A 24715-nucleotide genomic window follows, 5' to 3' on the forward strand; every position below is an offset into this window, starting at 1 on the left:
GGCGCGGTGCGTCCTTCGAGGCCCGCTGCGCGGGCGCCTCGGGATGAGGAGCGTTTGCGCTGAATTCCTCATCCTGAGGTGCGAGGCGTAGCCGAGCCTCGAAGGACGCACTGGACCCGCCGTACCGCGCCGCAGCGTGACCCCGCCCCGGAATCGTCCATGATCCCCGCTCCGCACCGCTGGAGCCGCCCATGACCTTTCGCGCCCTCGCCCTGCCCTTGCTGGCCCTGGCCCTGCTGGCCACGCCCGTCACGGCCCAGACCCTGAAGGTCACCGGCGGCGAGATCGCCCAGGCCGCGCCGACGGCCGACGGCGTGCGGGTCTACAAGGGCCTGCCCTATGCGGCGCCGCCGGTCGGCGAGCGCCGCTGGAGGCCGCCCGAGCCCGTCCAGTCCTGGACCGGCGTGCGTCCGGTCGGCGCCTACGCCCCCAACTGCCTGCAGCCCAAGCGCTACGGCGACATCGATCCGTTCACGCCGTCGATGAGCGAGGACTGCCTCTATTTGAACGTCAGCACGGCCGCGAAGCCCGGCGAGAAACTGCCGGTGTTCTTCTGGATCCACGGCGGCGGCTACGGCGCCGGCTCGGGCGCCGAGCCCCGGCACGACGGCCAGGCCCTGGCCCGCAAGGGCGTGGTGGTGGTGACCATCAACTACCGCCTGGGCGTCTTCGGCTTCATGGCCCATCCGGAACTGACCGCCGAAAGCCCGCGCCACGCCAGCGGCGACCAGGCCCTGGCCGACATGATCGCCGCCCTGCGCTGGGTGAAGGCCAACGCGGCGACGTTCGGCGGCGATCCGGGCAACGTGACCATCGTCGGCGAGTCGGCGGGGTCGGACGCGGTCAGCCGGATGATGATCTCGCCGGAAGCCAGGGGTCTGTTCCACCGCGCCATCGGCGAGAGCGGCTCGGCCTTCTCGAGGACGGGCGACGAGCGGACCCTGGCCCAGGCCGAGGCCGTCGGCCAGGCCTTCGCCCAGTCGTTGGGCGGCGACGACCTGAAGCGGCTGCGCGCGCGGTCCTCGGCCGAGATCCTGGCCGCCTGGACCGCCCCCAACACCAATTTCGATTTCGGCCCAAACCTTGACGGCTGGATCCTGCCGGCCGCCGCCGCCCAGACCTTCGCCGCCCGCCGGCAGGCCGATGTGCCGCTGCTGGTCGGCTGGAACCGCGACGAGGGCAGCCTGATGCAGGGCGGCCTGTTCGGACCCGAGGGCCTGCGCCCGGTGCTGGCCGAGCGCTTCGGTCCCCGGATCGACGGAGCCCTGGCGCTGTATCCCGTCGACACGCCCGCCGCGGCCGCGGCCTCGCAACAGACCTACGCCGGCGACGTCCGCATGGGCCTGCCGACCTGGCGCTGGGCCATGGCCCAGACCGCGACCGGCCAGTCGCCCGTCTATGTCTACCGCTTCGATCAGGCGCCCAAGATTCCCGCCGACTGGTTCGGCGCGGCCAACAGCGGCAAGGATTTCGGGGCGTTCCACTCGGCCGACATCGTCTACGTGTTCGACCATCCGGAGATCCTGAAGGCCTGGACCACCGACGCCGTCGACCGCCGCGTCGCGGATCAGATGTCGTCCTACTGGGTCAATTTCGCGCGCACCGGCGATCCGAACGGACCCGGCCTGCCGGCCTGGACGCCCTACGCGCCGGACGCGCCGAAGAAGCTGCTGATCGGACCCGAGACGCGGCTGGTCGACGATCCGGACATCGCGCGACTGCGGCTGTTGGACAGCGCGGCCAAACCCTAGGCGCGGGGCTTGGATCGGGGAAAGGCGCATGCGCCTGTCCCCGACACCGTCTACTTCCGCGCCGCCTTAATCGCCTTCTCGAGCGCGGCCCGCCGCGCCTGGAACCCCTCCGTCGCCGCCGCCTCCTCGGCGTCCAGCGCGGATCGTCGCTCGGCGAAGGCCAGCTCGGAGGCCTCGGCCTCGTCTTCGACGGCCTCGAGCTCCGCCTTCAGCCCCGCCAGCTTCTCGGCCCGCGCCGTCTCGGCCTTGGACGGCTTGCGCCGCGCCTTGGCGGGCAAGGCCTTCAGCGCCGCGCCAAGACCGCCGGCGGGCGTGGTGATCACCGTTTCCGGCGCGGCCACGGCGGCGTCGTGGTTCGGCCCCTCGGAGACCTCCTTGGCCGTGCCGTCCTTGAACAGGTCGCGGCCGACGTCCCAGGCCTCCAGGGCCTTGGCGCGCGAGGTCGCCGCCACGGTGTAGTCGTGGAGGCCGTCGGACCAGAAAAACACCTTGAGCTTGCGCGCCATGGTCTCCGAACGACCGGATAATCCAGGCCGTTCCGAAGGTTGGCTTTAGGAACCTCACCCGCCGACGATGGATTTCCCCTCCACAGCGAATGGAGGACGACGATGCCCCAGGGCGACAAGTCGAAATACACCGACAAGCAGGAGCGCAAGGCCGATCACATCGCCGAGGGCTACGAGGAGCGCGGCGTCTCCGAGAAGGAAGCCGAGCGGCGGGCCTGGGCGACGGTCAACAAGGACGACGGCGGCGGCAAGGCCCCCGGCGGTTCGGGCCGCGGCAAGTCCACCGGCCACCCAGCGGCCCACAAGGGCGGCGAGAAGGGCGGCAAGGCGGCGGCCTCGCGCACGGCGGCGCAACGCTCGGCCTCGGCCAGGAAGGCGGCCGCGACCCGCAAGCGCAACGCCGAACACCACACGCGGCACTAGGAGCGGCGATGACCGACAAGATCAACAGCCCCGGCCGCGAGGCCAACGAGGCCTTGCCCGCCGGCGAGCGTCCCGGACTGGTCTCGGAGAAGGACACCAGGAAGACCGGCCAGAAGGAGCGCCGCACGGCCGGGCCGGACGGCGGCGACGCGACCGAGATCGGGAATACGTTCAAGGACGGTCCGGGCGGGCGGGTCTAAATCCCCCGCTCATCCCGGCGAAGGTCCGTTCCCTTCCGGAGGCTCGTCGGACGGGCGGTTCGACCGCTGCTCGGCCGCCGCCGCGAGCTTGCCGCGCAGGTCGTCGTCCAACATCAGCTCGGGCTTGGGCACGGGGTCGTCCTCGTCCACCGCGTCGTCGACCAGGGAGGCCGACAGCACCTGACGCAGGCGGTCGCCGAAACGGACGTCGTCCGGCGTGCCGGGCGCGGGCGGATCGGCCAGAAACTCCAGGACCTCCGCCAGGGCGGCGGCGTTGTCGACGCGGTCGGTCATGGGCGATCTCCGAGCCAAATGCATCGCAAGACCAACGGCCACGCCGCCATCACGGTTGCGCGGCCCCGCCGACCGGCCCTAGACACGTTCGCGCCCCTTTGGCCCACCCACCTCTCTGGACGCCCGACCATGGCCTGGACCCGCCTCTATGACGAAGCCGAGCCGCAGCGCGTCAACCGCTGGCTGGCCCAGAACGGCGTCTGCTCGCGCCGCGAGGCCGAGGCCCTGATCAGTCAGGGCCTGGTGTCGATCGACGGCCAGCGGGTCGACGATGTCGGCCGCAAGATCGAGCCGGGCCAGACCCTGGTGCTGTCCGACCGCGCCCAGGCCCAGCTGGAAGGCGCCCTGACGGTGATGATCCACAAGCCGGTCGGCATCGTCTCGGCCCAGCCCGACACGGGCCAGGTCCCTGCCGTGCGCCTGCTGACCCGCGAGGCGCTGTTCGGCCAGAGCCCGGTCATCCCCGGCTTCAGCAACAATCTGGCGCCGGTCGGGCGCCTCGACATGGATTCGCGCGGCCTGCTGATCCTCTCGGAGGACGGGGTGGTGGCCAAGGCGGTGATCGGCCCGGCCTCGGAGATGGAAAAGGAATATCTGGTCTGGGTCGACGGCTGGATCACCGACGAGAAGCTGGCCCTGCTGCGTCATGGCCTGGAGCTGGACGAGCGTGCGCTGCGCCCCGCCCAGGTCGAAGTCGTCGGCCGTCAGCAGCTGAAGTTCATCCTCAAGGAAGGCCGCAACCGCCAGATTCGTCGGATGTGCGAGCTGGTCGAGCTGACCGTCGTCGACCTGCTGCGGATCCGCATCGGCGACCTGGTGCTGGGCGACCTGCCCGAGGGGCGCTGGCGGCCGCTGACCGCCGCCGAGCGCGCCTGCCTGATCAACCCCGCCCCCTGAGCCCCATATTGACCGCCAACGCGGGCGGAGGCAGGGTCGCAATACCTCTTGGGAGATCGCGCCGGGAGGCTTAAGCCGGTCGTCCATCGCCTTCGGCCCAGCCCTTTCGACCAGCCGCTTTCAGTTCACGCAGCCATGATCGCCATCACGCCCGCAGCCGCCCCACCGGTCCGCAAGAAGAACCGCAACCGCCACCGCAAGCCGGTGCGCGCGCTGCGGACCGTTCTGCCGGCCATCGCCATCGGCATGACGGTGGCGATCGTCGGCCAGGGCGTGATCCGCGCCCTGGCGGTCAAGCCCGCTCCGCCCTCCGCCGCCGCGCCGCTGCGCATGGACAATCCGCGCTTCACCGGCACCCTGAAGGACGGGCGAGCCTTCCTGATCACCGCCACCTCGGCGACCCGCGACCCCAGCAACGCCGACCAGGTGTTCCTGAAGAACCCGCAACTGACCCGCGGCTACGGCACGGACGCCCCCACCCACGTGGTCTCCAAGGACGGGGCCTACCAGGAGGAGAAGGGCTCGCTGCTGCTGACCGGCGACGTCAAGATCGACAACGGCGCGGGCTACCAGTTCGCCTCGCAAAAGGCGCTGATCGACACCCGCACCGGCGATCTGGTCGGCGGGGCCCCCGTCGAGGGCGCGGGTCCCAACAGCGGCTCGATCCGGGCCGACGACTACACGGTCAGCGACAAGGGCGACCGGGTAGTGTTCAAGGGCCGGGTGCGCACGCGCCTCACGCCGCAACAGTGACCAACCCCGATCCGAAAGGGCCCGATCCGAAAGGACGGGGAGGCAGGCCCAGCGTCTGCTTCCTCTACATCGCCCAAACCCACCAGATCCTGCACAGCCTGCCGATCGCCATCGCCCTGGCCAAGGGCTGGCCCGACATCGACGTGCAGATCGCCACCACCACCCAGGAGCACCTGGACTATGTGCGCGAGCTGCTCGAGACCCTGAAGGTCCCGCCGATCCCGTCGCGGCTGCTGCCGCCGGCCTGGCTGCGGAGCCTGCGGCTGAAAGGCGCCAGCACGCCGCCCAAGGCGCTTATGCTGGCGGCCAACGCCCGGCGGCTGGCGCGCTACGACGCCGTCGTCACCCCCGAGCGCACCACGGCCCTGCTGCGCAAGCTGGGGGTCAAGGACACCAAGCTGGTCTACACCCAGCACGGCGCGGGCGATCGCGGCGGGCCGTTCGAGCCGCGCCTCAAGCAGTTCGACCTGGTGATGGCCGCCGGGCCCAAGCAGCGCGACCGCATGCTCGACGAGGGCTGGGTCACGCCCCAGACCTGCGCCATGGTCGGCTACCCCAAGTTCGACATCATCGACGCCCTGCCCGGCTCGCCGCTGCCCGTCTTCGCGCAGGCCAAGCCGCTGGTGGTGTACAATCCGCACTTCCACCCGACCCTGGGCTCGTGGCCGAAGTGGGGTCGACGGATTCTCGAACAGTTCGCGGCGGACGACCGTTACAATCTGATCTTCGCGCCCCATATCCGGGTCTTCGAAGGCGCGGACCCCAGGACGATCGAGGCTTTGGCCCCGTTCGTCGGCCACCCGCGCATCCACCTCGACCTGGGCGGGCCGGCGGCGATTGACATGACCTACACCCGCGCGGCCGACATCTATCTGGGCGACGTCTCCAGCCAGGTCTACGAGTTCCTGCGCACGCCCAAGCCGTGCCTGTTCCTCAACCCCAGCCACGCCGACTGGCGCGGCGACGAGAGCTTCCATCACTGGCTCTACGGCCCCGTGGTCGACAGCCCCGAGGGCGTGGTCGACGCCGTCGCCTCGGCCCGGCGCGGGCACGGCGACTATGTCGAAGCCCAGAAGCGCGGGTTCGCCGAGAGCTTCGACCTGCGGGAAACGCCCTCGTCGGTTCGCGCCGCCCAGGCGATCGTCGATCGGTTGCCGGCGATGAAGCACGCCTCGAGATGAGCAACGATTCCAAGGTCTTCAAACGGGTTTTGGCCAATGCCGGAACCCTGCTCGGAGGCCGCACCGTCAACGCCATCGTCAGCCTGGCCTATATCGCCCTGACCGCGCGCGGCCTGGGCGCGGTGCAGATGGGCGTGCTGGTGCTGATCAACGCCTACGCCCAGTTCCTGGGCGACGTGGCCAAGTTCCAGTCGTGGCAGACGGTGCTGCAGTACGGAACGAAGCCGTTGCTGACCGGCGACCGTCCCGGCTTCCAGCAGGTGCTGCGCTTCACCCTGTTGCTGGACCTGATCGGCGCAGCCGTCGGAGTCGTGCTGGGCGTCGGCGGCGCCCTGCTGCTGGGCTCGACCCTGGGCTGGCCGCGCGAACTGGCGCCGGCGGCGGCGCTCTACGCCCTGTCGATCGCCATGATGACCTCGGCCACTTCTGTCGGCCTGCTGCGCCTGTTCGACCGCTTCCGGTTCCTGGCGGGCGAGCAGGCGGTCAGTTCGATCGTGCGCCTGGTGGGCTGCGCCGCGGCCTTCGCCCTCCACGCGCCGATCGGCTGGTTCCTGGTCGCCTGGGCGGCCGGCACCGTGGCCTCGTTCTTCTACGTGATGGGCGTGGCGCTCTGGGACCTGGCCCGCCGCGGCCTGCTGAAGGGCTTCACGTTCAGGGGGCCGACCAGCGAAGGCCTGCCCGGCGTCTGGAGCTTCGCTTGGGCCACCAATTTCAGCGGCACGCTGGACACCGCCTTCACCCACGTCATCACCCTGGTGGTCGGCGCGGTGCTGGGCCCCACCCAGGCGGCGTTGTGGCGCGTGGGCCGGCAGGTGGCCGACGGCATGGCCAAGCCCGCCAAGCTGCTGACCCCCGCCCTCTATCCCGAACTGGCCAAGATGCGCGCCACCGGCGGCGAGGCGGCGATGCGCAAGCTGGCCGGGCAGGTCGGCCTGATGGGCGGCGGCGTGGCCGGGGTGCTGCTGCTGGTCTCGACGCTGTTCGGCGCCTCCATCCTGACCCTGGTGATGGGCAAGCCGTTCGCCGCCGCCGCGCCGATCATGACCTGGCAGGTGGCCGCCGCCGCGATCGGCGTCCTGGCCCTGCCGCTGGAGCCGATGCTGGTCTCGCTGAACCGGGCGGGCGTGGCCCTGCGGGTGCGGCTGGTGGTCTGCGCCGTCTATCTGGCGGCGCTGGTTCCGACCATCAAGGCCCTTGGCCTGACAGGCGCCGGAGCCGCTCTTGTCGGGGCCGCCGCGGCCATGGCGATGGCCATGTTCTGGACCCTGCGCCGCAGCCTGGCCCGCGCGACCATCGTCGAAGGCGACGAACAAACTTGCGCCGAAGGTCAAAACGGCGCCAAAGGCGTCTCCCAATGATTACTCCGACGTCCTCCTCGCGAACCGTGAGATTCGCCGATTTCCCCACCCTGACGGCCGCGCTCGACTTCGCCGCGACCGGCGAAACGGGGATCAACCTCTATTCGCTGCGCGGCGAACTGGTCGAGGCCCTGCCCTACGCCAAGCTGCGCGAGCAGGCCCTGGACATCGCGCCGCGCCTGCTGGCGACCGGCGCCAAGCCGGGCGACAGCGTCGGCCTGATCGCCGACACCGAGGCCGACTTCGTGCGCGCCTTCTTCGCCTGCCAATACGCCGGCCTGGTGCCCGCGCCGCTGCCCCTGCCCGCGCCGCTGGGCGGCCGCGAGGCCTATGTCGAGCAGATCGCCCGCATGCTGGGCTCGGCCCACGCCAGGCTGCTGATCGGTCCGAACGGCATGAAGGACTGGGTGGCCGAGATCGCCGCCAAGGCCCCGATGAACTTCGCGGGCGTGCTCGCCGACCTGCCGGAGTCCAAGAGTCACGCCCTGCCCGAGGTCCTGCCCGACAACACCTGCTACCTGCAATTCTCGTCGGGCAGCACGCGCTTCCCGACCGGGGTGCTGGTCACCCACCGGGCCCTGATGGCCAACGCCGTGGCCATCACCCGCGACGGCCTGCAGGTGCTGCCCAGCGACCGCGCCGTCTCGTGGCTGCCGCTCTATCACGACATGGGCCTGATCGGCTTCCTGCTGTCGCCGATGACCAGCCAGATGTCGGTCGACCTGCTGCCCACCGGCGCCTTCGTGCGCCGGCCGCTGCTGTGGCTGGACCTGATCACCAAGAACGGCGGCACGATCTCCTACAGCCCGACCTTCGGCTACGAGCTGTGCGCCCGCCGCGCCGAGGTGGCCTCGATCGAGCATCTGGGCCTCTCCAAGTGGCGCAGCGCTGGCCTCGGCGGCGACATGATCCGCACCGGTCCGCTGCGCGCCTTCGCAGAGCGGTTCGCCAGCGTCGGCTTCTCCGACACGGCCTTCGTCGCCAGCTACGGCATGGCCGAGGCGACCCTGGCCCTGTCGATGGCCCCGCTGGGCGGCGGCCTGAAGACCGAGCGCCTGGACGTCGAGCGCCTGGAGCAGCACGAAGCCGTCATCGTCCAAGCCAATGGAGACGACGCCGAGCGCTCGCGCGAGTTCGCCCGCAACGGCCCGGCCCTGCCCGGCCACGAGCTGGAAGTGCGCGACGAGAACGGCGCCGTCCTGCCCGAGCGCGGCGTCGGCCGCATCTACGCCCGCGGCCCCAGCCTGATGCGGGAATATTTCGAGCAGCCGCAGGAGACCGCCCGCGTGCTGTCGGCCGACGGCTGGCTGGACACCGGCGACCTGGGCTACCTGATCGACGGCGAGATCGTCATCACCGGCCGCGGCAAGGACCTGATCATCCTCAACGGCCGCAACATCTGGCCGCAGGACCTGGAATGGACCGCCGAGGCCGAGGTCGAGGGACTGCGCAGCGGCGACGTGGCCGCCTTCTCGGTCCCCGGCGACGGCGAGGAGACGGTGGTGGTGCTGGTCCAGGCGCGCGGCGGCGACGCCGAGACCCGCGCGGCCCTTGTCGAGAAGATCGCCGGCGTCCTGCGCCTGCGCCACCAGGTCGAGACTCAAATCCAGCTGGTCGGCGCCCACGCCCTGCCCCAGACGTCGTCGGGCAAGCTCAGCCGGTCCAAGGCCAAGGCCGCCTATCTGGCCGGCGCCTACGCCGCCACAGAGCGCGCCTGACATGGACCTGGCCCGGAAAGGGCCTCCCGTGGAGAAACGTGTCGCCGTCACCGGCGCCACGGGCTTCCTCGGTCGCCGCCTGGTCAAGGTCCTGGCCGAACAGGACTGGACCGTCCGCATCCTGGCCCGGCGCGACGTCGCCGATCCGGCCTGGTCGGGCTTCGAACCGCAGCTGGTGATCGGCGATCTGGCCAACGCCTCCGCTCTGGCCGCGCTCTGCGACGGCGCCGAGGCGGTCGTCCACGTGGCCGGCCTGATCAAGGCGCGAGACCGGGCCGCGTTCGACCGGGCCAATGTCGAGGGCTCCCGGCGGGTCGCCGAGGCGGCCAAGGCGGCCGGGGCGCGACTCATCCTGGTCTCCAGCCTGGCGGCCCGCGAACCGCATTTGTCCGATTACGCCGGCAGCAAACGTGGCGGAGAAGACGCAGCGCGCGAGATTTTTGGCAGTGATCTGACCATTGTCCGCCCGCCCGCCATCTATGGACCTGGCGATGTCGAGACGCTCAGACTGTTCAAAATGGCCTCGGAATCGGCCTTTTTGCCGGTTTTGGACCCCAAAACCCGCATGGCCTGGATCCATGCCGACGACGCCGCCGCGCGGATCGCCCATTTGGTCAAAACGCCGCGCCCCGGCCTGCTCAGCTTGTCCGACGACCGTCCGGAGGGGTATGGCTGGGTCGAACTCATGCAGACCGCGTCCAAAGCGGTCGGCGCGTCGCCAAGGCTGATCAGGATTCCTTCGGGAGCGATCAAGGCATTGGCGGTTCTGTCAAAATGGATGTCACTGGCGACGGGGAGTGATTCAATTCTCACGCCAGGCAAGGCTCGGGAGTTGCTTCACGGCGATTGGGCCCTATCTAGCAACGATCCGATTCCGGACTTTCCCCCAGTGAGATATCCTCTCGAAGCGGGATTCGCGCAAAGCGTGCGCTGGTATCGGTCGGAAGGCTGGTTGAAGGATAAAAAGTCTCAGAAATAGCCAAATACGGCGATTTTCTGTCGAGACGCTTGTTACAATTCGGTTATATTGAACTTTGGTCGGGGATATCGTCGCGTCGATGGAAGCTGTTACGGATCTCACTCTACGTGAAATCGGCTTAGCCACGGGCAAGGTGCTCGGGCGCTCGGTCGATGTGGCGAACGATACCCATATCGGCCGCGATCTGGCCGTCGATTCCTTGGCCTTGATGAACATCATCATGGAGCTCGAAGACACCTTCGACATCTCCATTCCTCTGGATCGCCTGGCTTCGGTGGAAACCGCCGGAGACCTTGCTTCCCTGATTAAAGACCTTCGGAATAGGGCCTAAGCCATGGGGCTGTTCGACAAGCACCTCGCGTATCGCGACGCTTACAACGCGATCCGGCAAGCCGGCGCCGATCCCTTCAGCGTGCGCTTCGACGCCGTCGTCTCGCCGACTGAAGGCGTGATCAACGGCAAACGCACGATCCTGCTGGGCACCAACAACTATCTTGGTCTGACCTTCGACGAGCAGGCGATCGCCTCCTCGGTCAAGGCCGTCCAGGAACGCGGCACCGGCACCACCGGTTCGCGCATCGCCAACGGCAGCTTCGAAGCCCACGTCGAGCTCGAAGAGGCCCTGGCCAAGTTCTACAAGCGCAAGCACGCCATGGTGTTCACCACCGGCTACCAGGCCAATCTGGGCGTGCTGTCGACGCTGGTCGGCCGCGGCGACCACCTGATCCTGGACGCCGACAGCCACGCCTCGATCTATGACGGCGCGCGTCTGGGCCACGCCGAGGTCATCCGCTTCCGCCACAACGATCCGGAAGACCTGTACAAGCGCCTGCGCCGCATGAAGGACGTTCCGGGCGAACGCCTGATCGTCGTTGAAGGCATCTATTCGATGATCGGCGACACCGCGCCGCTCAAGGAAATCGCCGCCGTGAAGCGCGAGCTGGGCGGCTATCTGCTGGTCGACGAGGCCCACTCGATGGGCGTGCTCGGCGAGCACGGCCGCGGCCTGGCCGAGGCGGCCGGCGTCGAGGCCGACGTCGACTTCGTGGTCGGCACCTTCTCCAAGAGCCTGGGCGCCATCGGCGGCTTCTGCGTCTCGGACATGGACGACTTCGACGTCATGCGCGTCACCTGCCGTCCGTACATGTTCACCGCCTCGCTGCCGCCGGCCGTGGTCTCCTCGACCGTGACCGCCCTGCGCCGCCTGGAGGAACAACCCGAGCTGCGCCACAAGCTGATGGCCAACGCCCGTCGCCTCTACGACGGCCTGTCGGGCATGGGCTACATGACCGGCCCGACCTCCAGCCCGATCGTGGCCATCACCATGCCGGACACCGAGCGCGCGATCGGCATGTGGAACGCCCTGCTGCAGAACGGCGTCTATCTGAACCTGGCCCTGCCGCCCGCCACCCCCGACAGCCGTCCGCTGCTGCGCACCAGCGTCAGCGCCGCCCACAGCGAACAGCAGATCGACCAGGTGCTGGCCGTGTTCGCCGAGATCGGCGTCGCCATGGGCCTAATCGAAGCGCCGCTGAAGCGCGTTTCGGCCTAGACAGCGCTGCATCGTTGAAATTGGAAAGGCCTGAGGGAAACCTCAGGCCTTTCCTGCTTTCTGGGCCTTGGCCTGGGCCTGGCGCTGCCGCCAGAGCCGCCAAAGCACGCCCGGCGCGGCCAGCACCGGGTGGCGCTCGCGCCAGGGGGTCAGGGCCACCGGCATGCCGGTGTGCCGCTCGATCTTCCAGGCCGCGTAGCGCGCCGCCCCGTCGAAGGTGAAGGCGGCCTTGATCAGGCGGGCGTAGTTCAGAGGCCGTCCCAGGCGGCGACGCAGGCGCCAGGCGGCCTGGATGCGCTTCTGGTCCGCCTGGCTCAGCGTGGGGCGCACGGGGCCGTCGGGCTCGATGTCCAGAAGCCCTTCCTCGCGCCAGCAGGCGATCAGCAGGCAATGATAGCGCGCGACGTCGAAGCCCAGGATCGAGCGCTCGCGCCCGCCCTTCTCGACCCGGAACTCGGCCGCGTAGGTTTCCCGAAACAGCGCCGACCAATAGGCCTCTGGCGCGGCCTCCGAAGGCCCCAGGGCGGCGGCGAAGCGGGCGGCCGTGCGGGCCGCGTCGGCCACGGCCTCGATGACCTGCTCGGCGACCGCCGGACCGGCGCTCCACACCAGTCCCGCGGGCTGGACGAAGCGGGCCCAGATGGTGGTGTCGATCCCCTGCCCGCGCGTCGCCGCCTGGAACTGGGCCAGGGTCATGGTCGCCACCTTGGCCCGCAGCACCTGACCGTCCAGCTCCAGCTCGTGATAGCTGACGTCGGGCCACAGCAGGCGGGTGGCCAGGCCGCGCGGGCCCGGGCGGACGTGCTCGGTCAGCACGTAGAAGTCCATCACCCCGTCCAGGTCGCCGGTGCGCAGGATCGAGCCGTAGAACAGCACCGCCAGCGGCGCCTCGAAACGGTCGAGCAGCTTGGCCGCGAAGGCCACGGCCTGCGGCGGGGCCGGAGCCAGCAGCTCCTCCCCCACCAGGCTGGCGACGGCCCCGGTCATGCCGCCAGGAACCTCAGGGTCGGGCCCAGGACCACGGTCAGCCCGCCCGCCCCGTCATAGACGTCGCCGTCGACGACGAGCGGCTGGTCGGTGGTGATCCGCAGCTTCGCGGCGTCGCCGCGCCGATAGCCGTGTTGCGACGACCAGGCCGAGTCCTTGCCGGCCAGCAGGGCCGGAAACGCCCCCGGCAGACGCCGCGGCGGCGCGTCGACGTCGAGGAACTTGAGCCCCTCGCGCGGCGGGCCGAACGGCCGCACCCCGAACGGCAGGCGCTTGAGCGTGGTGGCCAGCACCAGGAAACGATCGGCCGTGCGGGTCTCCTCGCCGTCGATGGCCAGGCACAGCGGCACGCCGGCCCGCCACAGGTCGCGCTTGCCGCCCATCACCGTGCCGACCAGCGCGCCCAGCACGCTCATGCCGACCGAGATGCTGTGGAAGGCTCCCAGCTTGTGGACGTTCTGGGCCAGGCTGGTGGCGCGCACGAAGGCGCCCAGGCCGAACACGAAGCCGCGCAGGCTGGGCCGCCCGTCGTCCCAGCGCACCTCGAGCGGCGCGCGATGCTTGATGACGGCCTGTTCGGACCTGGCCGCGGCCATCGCCTTGGCCAGGGTCCAGTCGCGCGGCACGCCCAGGTCGATGGCCAGCACGTTGGTCTTGCCCGACGGAATCAGGGCGATCAGCGGCATGGCCTCGCCGAAGATCACCGCCGCCCGGCTGATCACGTCGCGGATCGTGCCGTCGCCGCCGTCGATCACCAGCAGGGTCACGCCGCACTGGGCGAAGGCCTGAAGATCCTGCTCCAACGCCTCGGGCGTGGCCGGCTCGACCAGCAGCACGGCGTCGGGCGTCGACACGTCGTCGGTGCGCCCGATGTTGGCGTGGCTCATCGGATTGCGGACGACCCCGACACGCATCAGCGCGACAACCAGGACACGACGGCCCCCTTCGGGGTCGCCAGGGCTTGCAGGATCTGCGCGGCGTGCACGATCAGGCAGATCGCCGTCCAGACCGCCACCGCCAGGAATCCCACGTCGGGATGTCCGACCGCGACCGCGAGGGTCAGCAGGATCAGGTTGGGGTTGCGACGGGCGGTGATCAGCCGGAAGAAGCTGTCGAACGGCCGCCAGGCGTGCATCTCGACCTTGAACAGGGCCAGGAAGATCCCCTCCTCGACCCGCTGCAGCACATAGCCGCCGACGATGACCGCCAGGGCCAGTTCGCCGTGGGGCATGGTGAAGCCCAGAGCCCCGACGCCGACATACCAGGCCCACCACCAGAACGGCGGATGGACCAGGTCGATGCCGTGGTCGAAGACGTTGCCCCACTTGGACGAGGTCAGGGTCACCCGCGCCAGCTTGCCGTCGACCGTGTCGAGGAAGGTCATGATCCAGGCGCAGACCAGGCCCCAGCCGAACTCGCCGATCCAGAACAGCCAGAAGGCCGCCAGCACCAGCAGGAAACCGATCAGGGTGACCTGGTTGGGAGTCATCCTGGCCAGGGCGCACCAGCGGGTGACGATTCGGGCCGGCGTGGGCCAGACGTACTTCGTCACCAGGTCGGTGACGCCCTTGTACGAGCCCTGGAACAGCCGCTTCTCGACCGCCACGCGGGTTTCGGGCGTCAGGCGCTCCAGCACCGGCGGCTCGCGCTTGCGCAGGGCGCTGTTGTAGGCCGAGCCCAGCTCCAGCGCGGTCAGGCGGACCTCGGCCAGGGCCGTGACGTCCTCGCCGGTGTCGAGCCGCACGATCGCCTCTCGGGCCCGCGCGGCGGGAACGTTGATGGCGACGATGCGCCCCGCTTCGTCGACCAGGGCCGCGCCCGGACGACCGGCCAGGGCCTTGATCAGCGACTCGTCGAACACCCAGCCGGCGTCGACCACCACGACGTCGCCGGTGATGAAAACGGTTTCGCGACCGGCCTCGACCAGGCCCAGACGGCGGTAGATTCGCGACAACCGCTCGGCGGAGGTCATCCCCCAGAGGCGCGTCTTGGCCTGTCCGACCGTGACGGCGGACGGGCCGGCGGCCTCATTTGGATGATTTTCCACGCTCACGATAGACAACCCCTTGAAACCTGGGGCGATTGATAAGCAGCTTCGGCTCCTTCCGCCAGAATCCGTGAACCAATCTTGTCGATATTCCGTCTCGCGCATCTCTCGGATCTTCACCTGCCGCCGCCGCAAGGGGCGTTCGGCTGGCGGGACCTGCTGTCCAAGCGACTGCTGAGCCGGATCGCCTGGCGGCGCAAACGCCGCGAGCATCGGCCCGAGGTGCTGGCGGCGCTGGTCGCCGACCTCAAGGCCCACGCGCCCGACCACATCGCCATCACCGGCGACCTGACCAACTACGCCTCCCCCGCCGAATACGAGGCCGCCCGCGTCTGGCTGGAGGCGCTGGGTCCGGCCTGGAACATCACCGTCAGCCCCGGCAACCACGACGCCCTGGTCGAAGCCAAGGGCGGCCAGCCGTTCGCCGCCTGGACGCCCTGGCTGGGCGACGACGGCGCGATCGCCTTCCCCCAGGTGCGGATGCGCGACGGCGTGGCGCTGTTCAACCTGTGCTCGGCCGCGCCGACCGCCCCGCACCTGGCCACGGGCCGGCTGGGAAAGGCGCAGCTCGACCGCCTGGACGCCCTGCTGGGCGATCCTGCCTATCGCGACGCGTTCCGGGTGCTGCTGATCCACCACCCGCCCGTCCCGGGCGCGGTGGTCAAGCGCAAGGCCCTGGAGGACCAGGACGCCCTGCGCGCCCTGCTCGTCCGCCACGGGGCCGACCTGATCCTGCACGGTCACGCCCATGAGGCGATGGTGGCGACGGCGCCCGGGCCGAACGGCGCGACGATCCCGGTGCTGGGCGTCCCCTCGGCCTCGGCCATGGGCAAGCGCGGCCATCCGGCGGCCCGCTGGCACGGCGTCGAGATCGACCGACGCGCCGACGGCGGCGTCGAGGTGAAGGTGGTCGCGCGCGGCCTGGATCCGGAGAGCGGTGAGCCGAGCGAGCTGGGCCGCTACATCCTGACCCAGGCCGGGCGCCCGGCCGCGCGGCGGTCGTAGCGCATCCTCGGACGCCGGGGCCGGAACCGAAGCGAACAACGCGGATCGCACTTCCATGCAAAAGGCCGCGTCCCTATTGTATGAGCGACGGCGGCGAACGCCCCGAGGCGAGGCCGACATGACCAATCCCACCGCTGAGACCTTCGGTTACCCGCGCACCCTAGTGGCCGAGACCGCCAGCTGGCTGATCCTGGTGCGGCCCAAGCAACCGACCTTTGGGTCTCTGGTCCTGGTATGCAAGGAATCGGTCGAGGCCTTTTCCCAGCTGAGTCCCGCCGCCTTCGTCGACCTCAAGACGGCGACCGAGGGCGTTGAACGGACGCTGGGCAAGGTCGTGGCGTACGAGAAGATCAACTATCTGATGCTGATGATGGTCGACAAGGATGTGCATTTCCACGTGATCCCGCGCTACGCCGGGACGCGCGAACATGACGGCCGGGTGTATGCCGACGCCGGCTGGCCCGCCGTTCCGGCCCTGGGGTCCACGGTCGACCTGGACCTCGACGCCGCCGAGCGCCTGGCCCAGACCCTGGCCCAGGTCTGGTCCGCCGCGTGAGGAAGCCCATTCCCACGCCGCATGGAACCGCGCGTTTCCGGCTGATCGACGCCTATCTGCTGCGCCTGCTGGCCTGGCCGATCGTCGGCTGCCTGGGCGTGACGGTGATCGCCCTGCTGCTGGAGCGGGTCCTGCGCCTGCTGGACGTGCTGTCGCAAAGCAGCGCCCGCTTCGGCTATGTCACCTCGCTGGCCGCCAATCTGGTGCCGCACTATCTGGGCCTGGCCCTGCCCGTGGCGTTCTTCGTGGCGCTGTTCATCGTCATCACCAAGCTCAGCGACGGGTCGGAGATCGACGCCCTGCTGGCCAGCGGCCAGTCCCTGACCCGCATCGCCGCGCCGTTCGTCTGCGTCGGCCTGTTCCTGACGGTCTTCAGCCTGGTCGTGTTCGGCTACATGCAGCCCTACAGCCGCTACGCCTATCGCGCCGTCATGCACGAGGCGATCAACGCCGGCTGGAACGGCAAACTCAACGGCGGGGCCTTCATCGACCAGCCCAAGCTGCTGATGACCGCCGACGGCGCCGACGCGGCCGGCCAGCAGCTGACGCGGGTGTTCATCCGCCGCATGGACGTCAACGGCCGCGAGGAGGTGATCACCGCCGCCACCGCCGACCTGCGGGCCGACGCCGACGGCAAGAACGTCACCATGCTGCTGCGCAAGGGCCAGCGGATCGGCGTGGACGCCCTGGGCCATTATCGCATCCTGATGTTCGACCGTTTCACCACCAACGTGCCCCTGGCCGGCGCGGCCGCCCTGCTGCGCAGCCGCGGCGGCGACGAGCGCGAGCTGACCCTGGGCGAACTGGCCCGCCAGGCCGACAGCCCCAAGCCGATCGTGCCGCGCGCCACCCTGCTGGCCGAGCTCTACGGACGCCTGGCCCGGGCCTTGTTCCTGCCCTTCCTGCCGCTGCTGGCCTTCCCGCTGGGACTGGCCGCCAAGCGCGGCAACCGCACGCCCGGCCTGATCATCGCCGGCGTGCTGCTGCTGGCCTTCCAGCACAGCCTGCAACTGGGCCAGAGCCTGGCGGAATCGGGCAAGGCCATGCCGCTGGCGGCGGTCGGAGCGCCATGGCTGATCTTCACCGGCCTCAGCGTCTGGATGTTCATCGGCAGCCGCAAGCGCCCCGGCCAGACCCCGGTCACCGAGCTGATCCGCCGGTTCGGCGTGGGCATCAAGCGTTTCCGCCGCATGTTCCGCGACAAGTTCGAGCAGGCCGAGGCATGAAGATCCCGCTCTATGTCCTGCGGACGGTCGGCATGCGCGTGTTCGGCGCGGCCGTGATCCTGTTCTCCATCCTGCAGATCCTCGACCTGCTGGAAGTGACCACCGACATCCTCGACCGGGGCCTGGGCACGGCCGGGGTGCTGTACTACGCCGCCCTGCGCTCGCCGCGGCTGATCGAGCAGGTCGCCCCGATCGCCACCCTGGCCGGCGGGCTGTTCGCCTTCTCGCAGCTGGCGCGCGAGAGCGCGATCATCGCCATGCGCGCGACCGGCATCTCGGCCTATCGCATCGTCGCCATGGCCTTGCCCGTGGCGTTCGTGGTGATGGCCGTCGACTTCAGCTGCGCCCAGCTGATCGCCCCCCGCACCGATCCGGTGCTGGCCGCGTGGTGGCAGGCCACCACGCCGGCCGCCGATCGCAAGGTCCCGGGTCCGCGCAGCTTCCGGGCCGGCGACGACCTGGTGATCGCCGCCGGGTCCTCGGCCGACGGCGCAACCCTGAACGCGGTGAGGATCTATCGGCGCGACACCACCGGCCGGCTGGTGGAGCGCGTCGAAGCGCCGTCGGCCTCCTACGCCCGCGACAAGGGCTGGGCCCTGACCAAGCCCGTGATCGTCCGGTTCCACGGCGAGCAGTCCAATGTCACGCCCGCCGCCAAGATGGACTGGCCCTCGCCCCTGCACCCTCAGGACGTCCAGGCCCTGTTCGCCGACAGCCCCGTGCCGACCGCGGCGACGGCTCGCCGCGCCCTGCTGAACGGCGGCGGCGACCGCCCGACCACCTTCTACGAGACCCGCTTGCTGGCCGCCTTCGCCGGACCGGTCGTGTCCCTGGTGATGCTGCTGCTCAGCGCGCCGGTCGCCCTGGCTAATTTCCGCAGCGGCCAAGGCGCGCTGCTGCTGGCCGGCGGCCTGGCGGCCGGCCTCATCTTCCTGGTCGTCAACGGCTTGCTGTCGGCGCTCGGCGAAGGCGGCTCCCTTTCGCCCATCCTGGCCGTCTGGGGCGGTCCGGTCATCTTCGCGGCCCTCGCGATCCATGCGCTTGTTGTTTTGGAGGGCTGAATGCCGTTCGACACCACCGACTCCGACCTCTCGATCGTTCCCGTCAACTCCAAGGCCGAGCTGAAGCGGTTCATCGAGCTGGCCAACCGACTGAACGCCAAGGACCCCAACTGGGTCGTGCCGCTGATGTACGAGCGGATGGCGGCCCTGACGCCCAAGACCAACCCGTTCTTCGAGCATGCCGACGTGCAGATGTGGCTGGCCGTGCGCGGCGGCCGCGACGTGGGCCGGATCAGCGCCCAGATCGACCACCTGGCCACCGAGGAAGGCACGGCGAAGACCGGCAACTTCGGCATGGTCGCCGCCGAGGACGAGCCGGCGATCTTCTCCCTGCTGTTCCGCACGGCCGAGGACTGGCTGAAGGCGCGCGGCTGCGACCGGGCCCTGGGTCCGTTCAACCTGTCGATCAACGAGGAGGTCGGCCTGCTGGTCGACGGCTTCGACACCAAGCCGATGGTGATGATGGGCCACGACCCCCGCTACACGGCCGCGCGCGTCGAAGAGCAGGGCTACGTCAAGGCCAAGGACGTCTACGCCTATGTCTGCGATCCCCGCGCCGCCCTGCCGCCCGTGGTGGTGCGCCGGGTCAAGCGCGGCCTGCCCGAGGGCGTGACCCTGCGCGAGCTGGACATGAGCCGCTACGACGAGGAGGTCAAAGCCCTGACCGGCATCCTCAACGACGCCTGGGCGGGCAACTGGGGCTTCGTGCCCACCACCGAGGCCGAGACCGCCCAGCTGGGCAAGTCGCTGAAGGACGTGCTCGACAAGCGCCTGATCCTGTTTTCCGAGATCGACGGCGAGCCGGCGGGCTTCATCGTGCTGCTGCCCAACGTCAACGAGGCCATCGAGGGCCTGAACGGCAAGCTGCTGCCGTTCGGCTGGGCCAAGCTGCTGTGGCGGCTGAAGGTCAAGCGGGTCAAGTCGATCCGCATCCCGCTGATGGGCCTCAAGCGCAAGTTCGCCGACACCCTGCGCGGTCAGGTCGTGCCGTTCCACCTGATGAACGCCGGCCGCGACGCGGGCCTGGCCCTGGGCTACGACAAGTTTGAGTTCTCGTGGATCCTCGAGGACAACGCCCCGATGCGCCGGATCTCCGAGGCGATGGGCGCGGAGATCTACAAGACCTATCGGATCTACGAGAAGGCGATCTAGCCGGTGGGCCAGGAAGCAGGCCCTGGAGAGCCCTTTCAGGCGCTCGTGCTGGCCGGTTCGCGCGGCGGGGTCGATCCCGTCGCCGACTATGCCGGCGTCAGCCAGAAGGGCCTGATCGTCCTGGGCGGCCAGACCCTGCTGCGGCGGGTGTTGACCGCGCTGGACCAGGCCGGCGCCAGCCGCATCGGCGTCTCGACCAACGACGTGGCGCTGCAAGCGGCCCTGCGGGCCGAGAAGGCCCGGGCGACGCTGTCGCGCCTGCCCTCGGCCGCCGGTCCCAGCCAGAGCGTCCACGAGGGCGCGGTGGCCATGGGCACGCCGCTGCTGGTGACCACGGTCGACCACGCCCTGCTGCGGCCGGAATGGGTGACGGACTTCATGGCCGACACCCCGGCCGACGCCGACATCGCCATCCTGCTGGGCGAGGAGGCCCTGGTGCGGTCGGCCGCGCCGACCACCAAGCGCACCTATCTGGCGTTCCGCGACGGCCGCTATTCGGGCTGCAACCTGTTCTATCTGAAAACCCCGGCCAGCTTGCGGGCCATCGACCTGTGGCGCACGGTCGAGAAGCACCGCAAGCAGCCGTGGAAAATCGCGGCCCTGTTCGGTCCGGTCATGCTGGCGCGCTACCTGCTGGGCCTGATGACCCTGGACGAGATGGTGGCCCGCATCGGCCGCCTGGCGGGGGTCAAGGCGGCGGCCGTCCGGGCGCGGCACGGCTTGGCGGCGGTGGACGTCGACAAGCCGGCCGACCTGGACCTGGTGCGGTCGATCGTCGAGGGGTGAGCCCCCGCGGCGATCGCCGGGCTCACGTTGTGGTGTCGCCGCGATAGAAGACGCCCACCAGGGCGACATAGAGCATCCCGACAAGCGAGACGATGAACCCGAAGTCTTTCGGGATCGGGAACGGGGAGCTCGTCGGCCCCAATGTCGCGGTCCAGATCAGGAAGGCCACGCACGAGATGGCGATGCCCAGCGGTTGGGGACCGTCGGCGTTTTGAGCCGTGCTCTTGATACGCACCGCGATCAGGATGGCCAGACAGGCCAAGGTGACCACGATCAGGAGGACCAGCCGCACCGTATCCTGGCCCTCCAGGCTCGGTATGAGGCCGAGCGCCGCGCCGTAGACGCCCAGCGCCTCGGCGGGGATCAGTTTCGCCAGCCTCGTGGCCCAGCCGTCGGCGGTGGCTCCGTTCGCCGCTTCTTCGCGCTTCTGGCCCAAAGGCAGGCCGTGAACTCTCAGTGACATTGGTCGCTCCCTCTCGCGTCGTTGAAGACCTTGGTTTCGAGCGGGGCGCCAACGCCGCGAACTTCCGACGCGAGACTGAGTCTCCACGAGGCGTCCCTGCGCGAGCCTGACCGAACTCCTTCGCGAACGCAATTGGGGAGGGAGTATGCATTTAAGCGCAACCATAGAGGTTGCACGAGCTCCAGACGTGAAAAAACCCCGCCGCCGAGCGCCGCTGGAGCGGCGTCGGCGACGGGGTCCTTGAGAGGTCGAAACGTGGACGCGGACTATTTCAGCTTGGCGCTGACCGAGATCCCCACGATGCGCGGCTCATTGTAGACGGCCGCCATGTAGTTCTCGATGACCCCCTTGAGGTTCTTCTCGTTGGTGATGTTGCGGCCGAACAGGGCCACTTCATAGGCGCCGTCGCCGCCTTCGTAGCCGAGCTTCAGCCCGCCTTCGAAGTTGCCCTTCGAGTAGAACTCGTCGGTCTTGTAGAGCACGAAGTTCGTATAGCCCTGGACGTTCCAGTCCGTGGCGATGAACAGCTTGCCGTCGGCGCCGACCGGCACGTCGTAGCGGCCCGTGAAGCTGAAGTTGTACTTCGGCGCGTTGGGCAGCGGCTGGCCGTCGATTTGGGCGAAATAGCTGGTGCCGAAGGGGCCGACGATCGCCTTGGTCGGGTTCTTGACCGTGCAGACCACCACGCTGTTCAGCGCGCAGACCTGGGCGTAGACGCGCTTGTCGTCGATCTCGCTGTGCAGCAGGCTCAGGCCCGCCGTCAGGGTCAGGTTGGAGATCGGGCGCCATTCGGCGTCAGCTTCCAGGCCGTAGGCCTTGGCCTTGTCGGCGTTGAACAGCACGCCGTTGCCGTTGGAGTCGTTGCCGTTCAGCTGGATGTCCTTGACCTCGTAGGTGAAGGCCGAGGCGTTCAGGCGCAGGGTGTTGTCCAGCAGCGTGCTCTTGAAGCCGGCTTCCCACGACAGGATCGTTTCGGAATTGGCGGTCGTGAAGTCGCTGTTGAACACCGCCGAGCGGCCCTGGATGGTCGGGCCGCGGAAGCCCTTGGCCGCGCGGGCGTAGAGGTTCAGGTCGGGATTGACCTCGTAGTTGGCCGAGAGGTCCCAGCTGACCTGCTCGTCCGACAGGCGCACATAGCGACGGCCGGCGTAGGTCTGGACGTTGGCGGCGGTGTTGGCCGTCTTGACCAGCCTGGTCTTCTTGGCGTCGTAGGTGTCGCGCAGGCCGCCGGTGATCGTCAGGGCGTCGGTCAGCTTGTAGCTGACCTGGCCGAACACCGCCCACGAGGTGTTGAGGTTGTCCAGCCGCACCCAGTTGTTGGGGTTGTAGCCGGCCGAGCCGGGCTTCAGGAAATAGGCGCGCTGGTAGAAGTCGGTCGTGTCGCGCGAGTCGAAGTACAGCGCGCCCACCTGCCACTTCAGGCGATCGTCGCCGTTGCTGGCCAGGCGCAGTTCCTGGGTCAGCTGGTCGAGGCCGCGGACCTGGCCCATCGATTGGCCGAAGCCGTTGGGCACGCCGCCGACCGGATAGTTGGCGGCCGCGCCGCCGTCGGTGTCGCCGCGGCTGTAGCCGGCGGTGGTCTCGTAGGCGCTGATCGAGGTCAGGGTCACCGGGCCCAGGTCATAGGCCAGGTTCAGCGACGCGCCCTGGGTGTCGTAGGCCTGCGGGTTGTTGTCGGCCTCGTCGAAGGCGACGCTGTCGCGCGGGGCGTGGGGTTCGTTGGAGCCCTTGGTCAGCGCCTGGCGCAGGAACAGGGTCGAGGTGCCCTCGTAGTTGCGGGCGTGGGCCGAGGCCAGGACCGTCAGCTGCTCGGTCGGGGTGGCCAGCAGCTGGACCCGCACGTCCTTCTCGTCGAAGCCGCCCATGGCGTCCTTCTTCGGGGTGACGGTGCCGTCGGCGCTGGTCCCGGCGAAGGTGTTGTCGACATAGTCGTCGCGGTGCTGGTAGAGCGCCGAAACGCGGAAGGCCAGCTTGTCGGCCACGATCGGCCCGCCGATGCCGCCGTCGAAGGTGGTCGTGCCGTACGTGCCGTACGAGGCGCTGGCGCGGCCTTCCAGGGTCTGGGTCGGCCGGTTGGTGTCGAACTTGACGATGCCGGCGGTGGTGTTGCGGCCGAACAGCGAACCTTGCGGGCCGCGCAGCACTTCCACCTGCCGGACGTCGAACACCGGGTTGGACTTCAGCACCACGTGCTCGAGCACGACGTCGTCCTGGATGATCGACACCGGCTGGGAGGCGCCCAGGTAGAAGTCGATGTTGCCCAGGCCGCGGATGTAGAAGCGCGGGAAGATCCGGCCCGTGGTGGTCTCGGCGTAGAAGCTGGGCACCTTGCCCGACAGCGAGATGATGTCGTCGCCGCCGCCCTGGATGGCGCGCAGCTGGTCGCCGCCGACCACGGCCACCGACACCGGCACCTTCTGCAGGTTTTCCGACCGGCGCTCGGCCGTGACCACGACCGCGTCCAGGGTCGTCGAGGACGCCTCCTGGGCCAGGGCGCCGCCGAAGGACAGCGCCGACAGCGCCGCGCCCGTCAGCAGGCTGACTTTGTGAATTCCGAACCTACGCATGGAAATCCCCGTTCCGCCCGACCCCGGGCTCGAATCGACCAAAAACACCAAGGAGGTATTGGCCCAACGGCCTGCCTCCTCAAGCGCGCCCAGCGGTTTAGGCTGAGGTCTCCGCCGTATAGGGACGGCGTGTGACCGGCCGGTGACAGGGTAAGAACACGCTTACTTGAAGGGTTTCCGAGCATGAAAATGTTCGGATTGAGCACGGCGACGCGCCGCCGACGACACAATCGTCAGGACACGGAATATCGAGGTTTGATCAAGCCTTCGGCGCCGGCGAACACCCGTTGGGCGCCGCCGAGGCGCCCGCCCTCGCCTACTCCCCCGCCGCGACCCAGGCCGCCGCCAGTTCGCGGTTCTTCGGCAGGTCTTCGGGGAAGTCCATCTCGGCCCATTCCAGGCCCTCGATCGACTGCACCCTGACCACGTCGTGGTCTTGGGCGATCTGGTTGATGACGCTGAGGTACCAGCGCTTGAGGCCCTCCGGCGTGCGCAGGGCCTGCTCGACGATGCGGGTGAACAGCGCCGCGCCCTCGGGGTCGAAGCGCAGGAAGCCGATCGACTCGGCGTCGTACTGATCGATGGTCTTGCCGATGGCCCGCAGGGACAGGCCCTCGGTCAGCACCTTCATGTCGTCGGCGTCGTAGCCGGCGGCCTTGCGGTCGATGGTGACGGTGATCGGGGCCGGCGGGGCGGCGATCAGGCGCTCGGCGATCGGGGCCTCGAACAGGGTGTCGCCGTTCAGCAGCAGGAAGTCGCCGCGCATCTCGCCGCGCGCCAGCCAGCAGGTCGCCAGGTTGTCGGTCAGGGCGTAGAACGGATTGAACAGGGTGCGGATCTCGAGGCCCGGGACGTCCAGCCCGGCGACCTCCTTCTCGACGGTGTCGGCGGCGAAGCCGGTCACCACCACCGCCTCGGTGATCCCCGCCTCGGCCAGGTGCTTGAGCTGCCAATGCAGCACAGTACGGCCCGAAAGCTCGACCAGGCACTTGGGGCGCGTATCGGTGAGCGGCGACAGGCGCTTGCCCTGGCCGGCGCTGAGAATGATGGCTTTGGCCGGTTTCGCCACGGGCGTGGTCTCGTCTGTCTGGAAAAGCGAAGAGCGCGAAATAGCGACGACGGGGCAGGCCAACAAGCCCGCCCCGTCGCTTCAGGGTGCGAAGTATCAAGTTTCGTTGGGCGCGCGCAAGCATCTCCCAAATCCGCTCATCCCGGCGAACGCCGGGACCCAGATCCTATAGCGGTGCGGATGA

At 69.3% G+C, this 24715-nt stretch carries 25 protein-coding genes and 1 pseudogene; 17 read left to right on the plus strand and 9 right to left on the minus strand.

Translation table 11 applies throughout. The annotated features are described in order from the left end of the window. Nucleotide 1: 1 nt before the first annotated feature. Nucleotides 2-109, minus strand: a pseudogene (locus tag ASD21_RS24870) (hypothetical protein); the annotation flags it as partial. An 82-nt stretch (nucleotides 110-191) separates the two neighbouring features. Here ASD21_RS24870 and ASD21_RS19295 point away from each other — a divergent pair. Beyond that, nucleotides 192-1751 (plus strand): carboxylesterase/lipase family protein, encoded by a 1560-nt coding sequence (locus tag ASD21_RS19295; RefSeq protein ID WP_056445127.1) that lies wholly within the window; start codon nucleotides 192-194, stop codon nucleotides 1749-1751. Nucleotides 1752-1801: 50 nt separating this feature from the next. On the opposite strand, the gene ASD21_RS19300 is transcribed toward ASD21_RS19295, so the two are convergent. Beyond that, the gene (locus ASD21_RS19300; protein ID WP_056445129.1) at nucleotides 1802-2257 is read right to left on the minus strand and encodes a hypothetical protein; all 456 of its coding nucleotides are present in this window, start codon (nucleotides 2255-2257) and stop codon (nucleotides 1802-1804) included. A gap of 102 nt (nucleotides 2258-2359) precedes the next feature. Between ASD21_RS19300 and ASD21_RS19305 the strand changes: the two genes are divergently transcribed. Beyond that, entirely contained in the window at nucleotides 2360-2680 is a 321-nt protein-coding gene (locus tag ASD21_RS19305; RefSeq protein WP_056445132.1) for a hypothetical protein, read from the plus strand. 8 nt (nucleotides 2681-2688) lie between these two features. Further along, nucleotides 2689-2880, plus strand: a complete 192-nt coding sequence (locus tag ASD21_RS19310; protein ID WP_056445135.1) for a hypothetical protein — start codon at nucleotides 2689-2691, stop codon at nucleotides 2878-2880. Nucleotides 2881-2889: 9 nt separating this feature from the next. Here ASD21_RS19310 and ASD21_RS19315 read toward each other — a convergent pair whose 3' ends face one another. After that, nucleotides 2890-3174 (minus strand): hypothetical protein, encoded by a 285-nt coding sequence (locus tag ASD21_RS19315; RefSeq protein ID WP_056445138.1) that lies wholly within the window; start codon nucleotides 3172-3174, stop codon nucleotides 2890-2892. Between the two features lie 129 nt (nucleotides 3175-3303). Here ASD21_RS19315 and ASD21_RS19320 point away from each other — a divergent pair, with 129 nt between their 5' ends. From ASD21_RS19320 to spt, 8 genes are all read left to right on the plus strand, one after another. Next, on the plus strand, nucleotides 3304-4071 hold the full coding sequence (locus ASD21_RS19320) for a pseudouridine synthase (protein ID WP_056445141.1): 768 nt from the start codon (nucleotides 3304-3306) through the stop codon (nucleotides 4069-4071). 135 nt (nucleotides 4072-4206) lie between these two features. Further along, on the plus strand, nucleotides 4207-4824 hold the full coding sequence (lptC, locus tag ASD21_RS19325; protein ID WP_056445144.1) for an LPS export ABC transporter periplasmic protein LptC: 618 nt from the start codon (nucleotides 4207-4209) through the stop codon (nucleotides 4822-4824). Beyond that, nucleotides 4821-6005 carry a hypothetical protein gene (locus tag ASD21_RS19330; RefSeq protein ID WP_056445147.1) on the plus strand — a complete coding sequence of 395 codons (1185 nt, stop codon included), beginning with the start codon at nucleotides 4821-4823 and terminating at the stop codon, nucleotides 6003-6005. Before lptC ends, ASD21_RS19330 begins: the two co-directional genes overlap by 4 nt. Further along, nucleotides 6002-7363 (plus strand): lipopolysaccharide biosynthesis protein, encoded by a 1362-nt coding sequence (locus tag ASD21_RS19335; protein ID WP_056445150.1) that lies wholly within the window; start codon nucleotides 6002-6004, stop codon nucleotides 7361-7363. Before ASD21_RS19330 ends, ASD21_RS19335 begins: the two co-directional genes overlap by 4 nt. Next, nucleotides 7360-9081: a fatty acyl-AMP ligase gene (locus ASD21_RS19340; RefSeq protein ID WP_056445153.1), complete on the plus strand. Its 1722-nt coding sequence runs from the start codon at nucleotides 7360-7362 to the stop codon at nucleotides 9079-9081. The genes ASD21_RS19335 and ASD21_RS19340 overlap by 4 nt, the downstream gene beginning before the upstream one ends. 1 nt (nucleotide 9082) lies before the next feature. Next, nucleotides 9083-10060: an NAD-dependent epimerase/dehydratase family protein gene (locus ASD21_RS19345; protein ID WP_056445156.1), complete on the plus strand. Its 978-nt coding sequence runs from the start codon at nucleotides 9083-9085 to the stop codon at nucleotides 10058-10060. A gap of 79 nt (nucleotides 10061-10139) precedes the next feature. Next, complete coding sequence (locus ASD21_RS19350) at nucleotides 10140-10391, plus strand: acyl carrier protein (RefSeq protein ID WP_028039590.1); 252 nt, start codon at nucleotides 10140-10142, stop codon at nucleotides 10389-10391. 3 nt (nucleotides 10392-10394) lie between these two features. Beyond that, nucleotides 10395-11612, plus strand: a complete 1218-nt coding sequence (spt, locus tag ASD21_RS19355; protein WP_056445158.1) for a serine palmitoyltransferase — start codon at nucleotides 10395-10397, stop codon at nucleotides 11610-11612. 42 nt (nucleotides 11613-11654) lie between these two features. On the opposite strand, the gene ASD21_RS19360 is transcribed toward spt, so the two are convergent. From ASD21_RS19360 to ASD21_RS19370, 3 genes are read right to left on the minus strand one after another with little or no spacing between them, the layout of a single operon-like run. Further along, complete coding sequence (locus ASD21_RS19360) at nucleotides 11655-12599, minus strand: hypothetical protein (RefSeq protein ID WP_056445161.1); 945 nt, start codon at nucleotides 12597-12599, stop codon at nucleotides 11655-11657. Continuing rightward, the gene (locus ASD21_RS19365; RefSeq protein WP_235524919.1) at nucleotides 12596-13513 is read right to left on the minus strand and encodes a diacylglycerol/lipid kinase family protein; all 918 of its coding nucleotides are present in this window, start codon (nucleotides 13511-13513) and stop codon (nucleotides 12596-12598) included. The genes ASD21_RS19360 and ASD21_RS19365 overlap by 4 nt, the downstream gene beginning before the upstream one ends. After that, nucleotides 13513-14571 (minus strand): CDP-alcohol phosphatidyltransferase family protein, encoded by a 1059-nt coding sequence (locus ASD21_RS19370; protein ID WP_235524936.1) that lies wholly within the window; start codon nucleotides 14569-14571, stop codon nucleotides 13513-13515. The genes ASD21_RS19365 and ASD21_RS19370 overlap by 1 nt, the downstream gene beginning before the upstream one ends. A 156-nt stretch (nucleotides 14572-14727) precedes the next feature. Here ASD21_RS19370 and ASD21_RS19375 point away from each other — a divergent pair, with 156 nt between their 5' ends. The 6 genes from ASD21_RS19375 to ASD21_RS19400 all read left to right on the plus strand — a co-directional run bounded on the left by ASD21_RS19375 (nucleotide 14728) and on the right by ASD21_RS19400 (nucleotide 20432). Further along, on the plus strand, nucleotides 14728-15651 hold the full coding sequence (locus ASD21_RS19375; RefSeq protein ID WP_056445166.1) for a metallophosphoesterase family protein: 924 nt from the start codon (nucleotides 14728-14730) through the stop codon (nucleotides 15649-15651). Nucleotides 15652-15769: 118 nt separating this feature from the next. Beyond that, nucleotides 15770-16207, plus strand: coding sequence for an HIT family protein (locus ASD21_RS19380; RefSeq protein WP_056445169.1), 438 nt, complete (start codon nucleotides 15770-15772; stop codon nucleotides 16205-16207). Beyond that, nucleotides 16204-17433, plus strand: a complete 1230-nt coding sequence (locus ASD21_RS19385; RefSeq protein ID WP_056445172.1) for an LptF/LptG family permease — start codon at nucleotides 16204-16206, stop codon at nucleotides 17431-17433. Before ASD21_RS19380 ends, ASD21_RS19385 begins: the two co-directional genes overlap by 4 nt. Next, a complete protein-coding gene (locus tag ASD21_RS19390) occupies nucleotides 17430-18494 on the plus strand; it encodes an LptF/LptG family permease (protein ID WP_056445176.1) in 1065 nt (354 codons plus the stop codon). The genes ASD21_RS19385 and ASD21_RS19390 overlap by 4 nt, the downstream gene beginning before the upstream one ends. Continuing rightward, nucleotides 18495-19646 (plus strand): hypothetical protein, encoded by a 1152-nt coding sequence (locus ASD21_RS19395; protein WP_056445179.1) that lies wholly within the window; start codon nucleotides 18495-18497, stop codon nucleotides 19644-19646. Between the two features lie 3 nt (nucleotides 19647-19649). Then, nucleotides 19650-20432, plus strand: coding sequence for a nucleotidyltransferase family protein (locus ASD21_RS19400; protein WP_056445182.1), 783 nt, complete (start codon nucleotides 19650-19652; stop codon nucleotides 20430-20432). Between the two features lie 22 nt (nucleotides 20433-20454). Here the strand turns inward: ASD21_RS19400 and ASD21_RS19405 are convergent, their stop codons facing one another. The 3 genes from ASD21_RS19405 to ASD21_RS19415 form a co-directional block, all read right to left on the minus strand. After that, complete coding sequence (locus tag ASD21_RS19405) at nucleotides 20455-20895, minus strand: hypothetical protein (RefSeq protein WP_156390710.1); 441 nt, start codon at nucleotides 20893-20895, stop codon at nucleotides 20455-20457. A gap of 266 nt (nucleotides 20896-21161) precedes the next feature. Next, the gene (locus ASD21_RS19410) at nucleotides 21162-23462 is read right to left on the minus strand and encodes a TonB-dependent receptor (RefSeq protein WP_056445191.1); all 2301 of its coding nucleotides are present in this window, start codon (nucleotides 23460-23462) and stop codon (nucleotides 21162-21164) included. Nucleotides 23463-23778: 316 nt separating this feature from the next. Then, nucleotides 23779-24531 carry a phosphocholine cytidylyltransferase family protein gene (locus ASD21_RS19415; RefSeq protein ID WP_056445194.1) on the minus strand — a complete coding sequence of 251 codons (753 nt, stop codon included), beginning with the start codon at nucleotides 24529-24531 and terminating at the stop codon, nucleotides 23779-23781. Between the last annotated feature and the right edge of the window lie 184 nt (nucleotides 24532-24715).

Source organism: Caulobacter sp. Root1455, from assembly GCF_001426905.1.
In the GTDB taxonomy this organism is placed as follows: Bacteria; Pseudomonadota; Alphaproteobacteria; order Caulobacterales; family Caulobacteraceae; genus Caulobacter.

Bases quoted from the DNA above. Each gene is read 5' to 3' on its own strand.
- ASD21_RS19315 (WP_056445138.1), bottom strand. From the start codon at position 3,174: ATGACCGACCGCGTCGACAACGCCGCCGCCCTGGCGGAGGTCCTGGAG.
- ASD21_RS19300 (WP_056445129.1), bottom strand. From the start codon at position 2,257: ATGGCGCGCAAGCTCAAGGTGTTTTTCTGGTCCGACGGCCTCCACGAC.
- ASD21_RS19395 (WP_056445179.1), top strand. From the start codon at position 18,495: ATGCCGTTCGACACCACCGACTCCGACCTCTCGATCGTTCCCGTCAAC.
- ASD21_RS19320 (WP_056445141.1), top strand. From the start codon at position 3,304: ATGGCCTGGACCCGCCTCTATGACGAAGCCGAGCCGCAGCGCGTCAAC.
- ASD21_RS19405 (WP_156390710.1), bottom strand. From the start codon at position 20,895: ATGTCACTGAGAGTTCACGGCCTGCCTTTGGGCCAGAAGCGCGAAGAA.
- ASD21_RS19360 (WP_056445161.1), bottom strand. From the start codon at position 12,599: ATGACCGGGGCCGTCGCCAGCCTGGTGGGGGAGGAGCTGCTGGCTCCG.
- ASD21_RS19295 (WP_056445127.1), top strand. From the start codon at position 192: ATGACCTTTCGCGCCCTCGCCCTGCCCTTGCTGGCCCTGGCCCTGCTG.
- lptC (WP_056445144.1), top strand. From the start codon at position 4,207: ATGATCGCCATCACGCCCGCAGCCGCCCCACCGGTCCGCAAGAAGAAC.
- ASD21_RS19305 (WP_056445132.1), top strand. From the start codon at position 2,360: ATGCCCCAGGGCGACAAGTCGAAATACACCGACAAGCAGGAGCGCAAG.
- ASD21_RS19310 (WP_056445135.1), top strand. From the start codon at position 2,689: ATGACCGACAAGATCAACAGCCCCGGCCGCGAGGCCAACGAGGCCTTG.
- ASD21_RS19345 (WP_056445156.1), top strand. From the start codon at position 9,083: ATGGACCTGGCCCGGAAAGGGCCTCCCGTGGAGAAACGTGTCGCCGTC.
- spt (WP_056445158.1), top strand. From the start codon at position 10,395: ATGGGGCTGTTCGACAAGCACCTCGCGTATCGCGACGCTTACAACGCG.
- ASD21_RS19370 (WP_235524936.1), bottom strand. From the start codon at position 14,571: ATGACCTCCGCCGAGCGGTTGTCGCGAATCTACCGCCGTCTGGGCCTG.
- ASD21_RS19390 (WP_056445176.1), top strand. From the start codon at position 17,430: ATGAAGATCCCGCTCTATGTCCTGCGGACGGTCGGCATGCGCGTGTTC.
- ASD21_RS19335 (WP_056445150.1), top strand. From the start codon at position 6,002: ATGAGCAACGATTCCAAGGTCTTCAAACGGGTTTTGGCCAATGCCGGA.
- ASD21_RS19410 (WP_056445191.1), bottom strand. From the start codon at position 23,462: ATGCGTAGGTTCGGAATTCACAAAGTCAGCCTGCTGACGGGCGCGGCG.
- ASD21_RS19380 (WP_056445169.1), top strand. From the start codon at position 15,770: ATGACCAATCCCACCGCTGAGACCTTCGGTTACCCGCGCACCCTAGTG.
- ASD21_RS19350 (WP_028039590.1), top strand. From the start codon at position 10,140: ATGGAAGCTGTTACGGATCTCACTCTACGTGAAATCGGCTTAGCCACG.
- ASD21_RS19365 (WP_235524919.1), bottom strand. From the start codon at position 13,513: ATGCGTGTCGGGGTCGTCCGCAATCCGATGAGCCACGCCAACATCGGG.
- ASD21_RS19340 (WP_056445153.1), top strand. From the start codon at position 7,360: ATGATTACTCCGACGTCCTCCTCGCGAACCGTGAGATTCGCCGATTTC.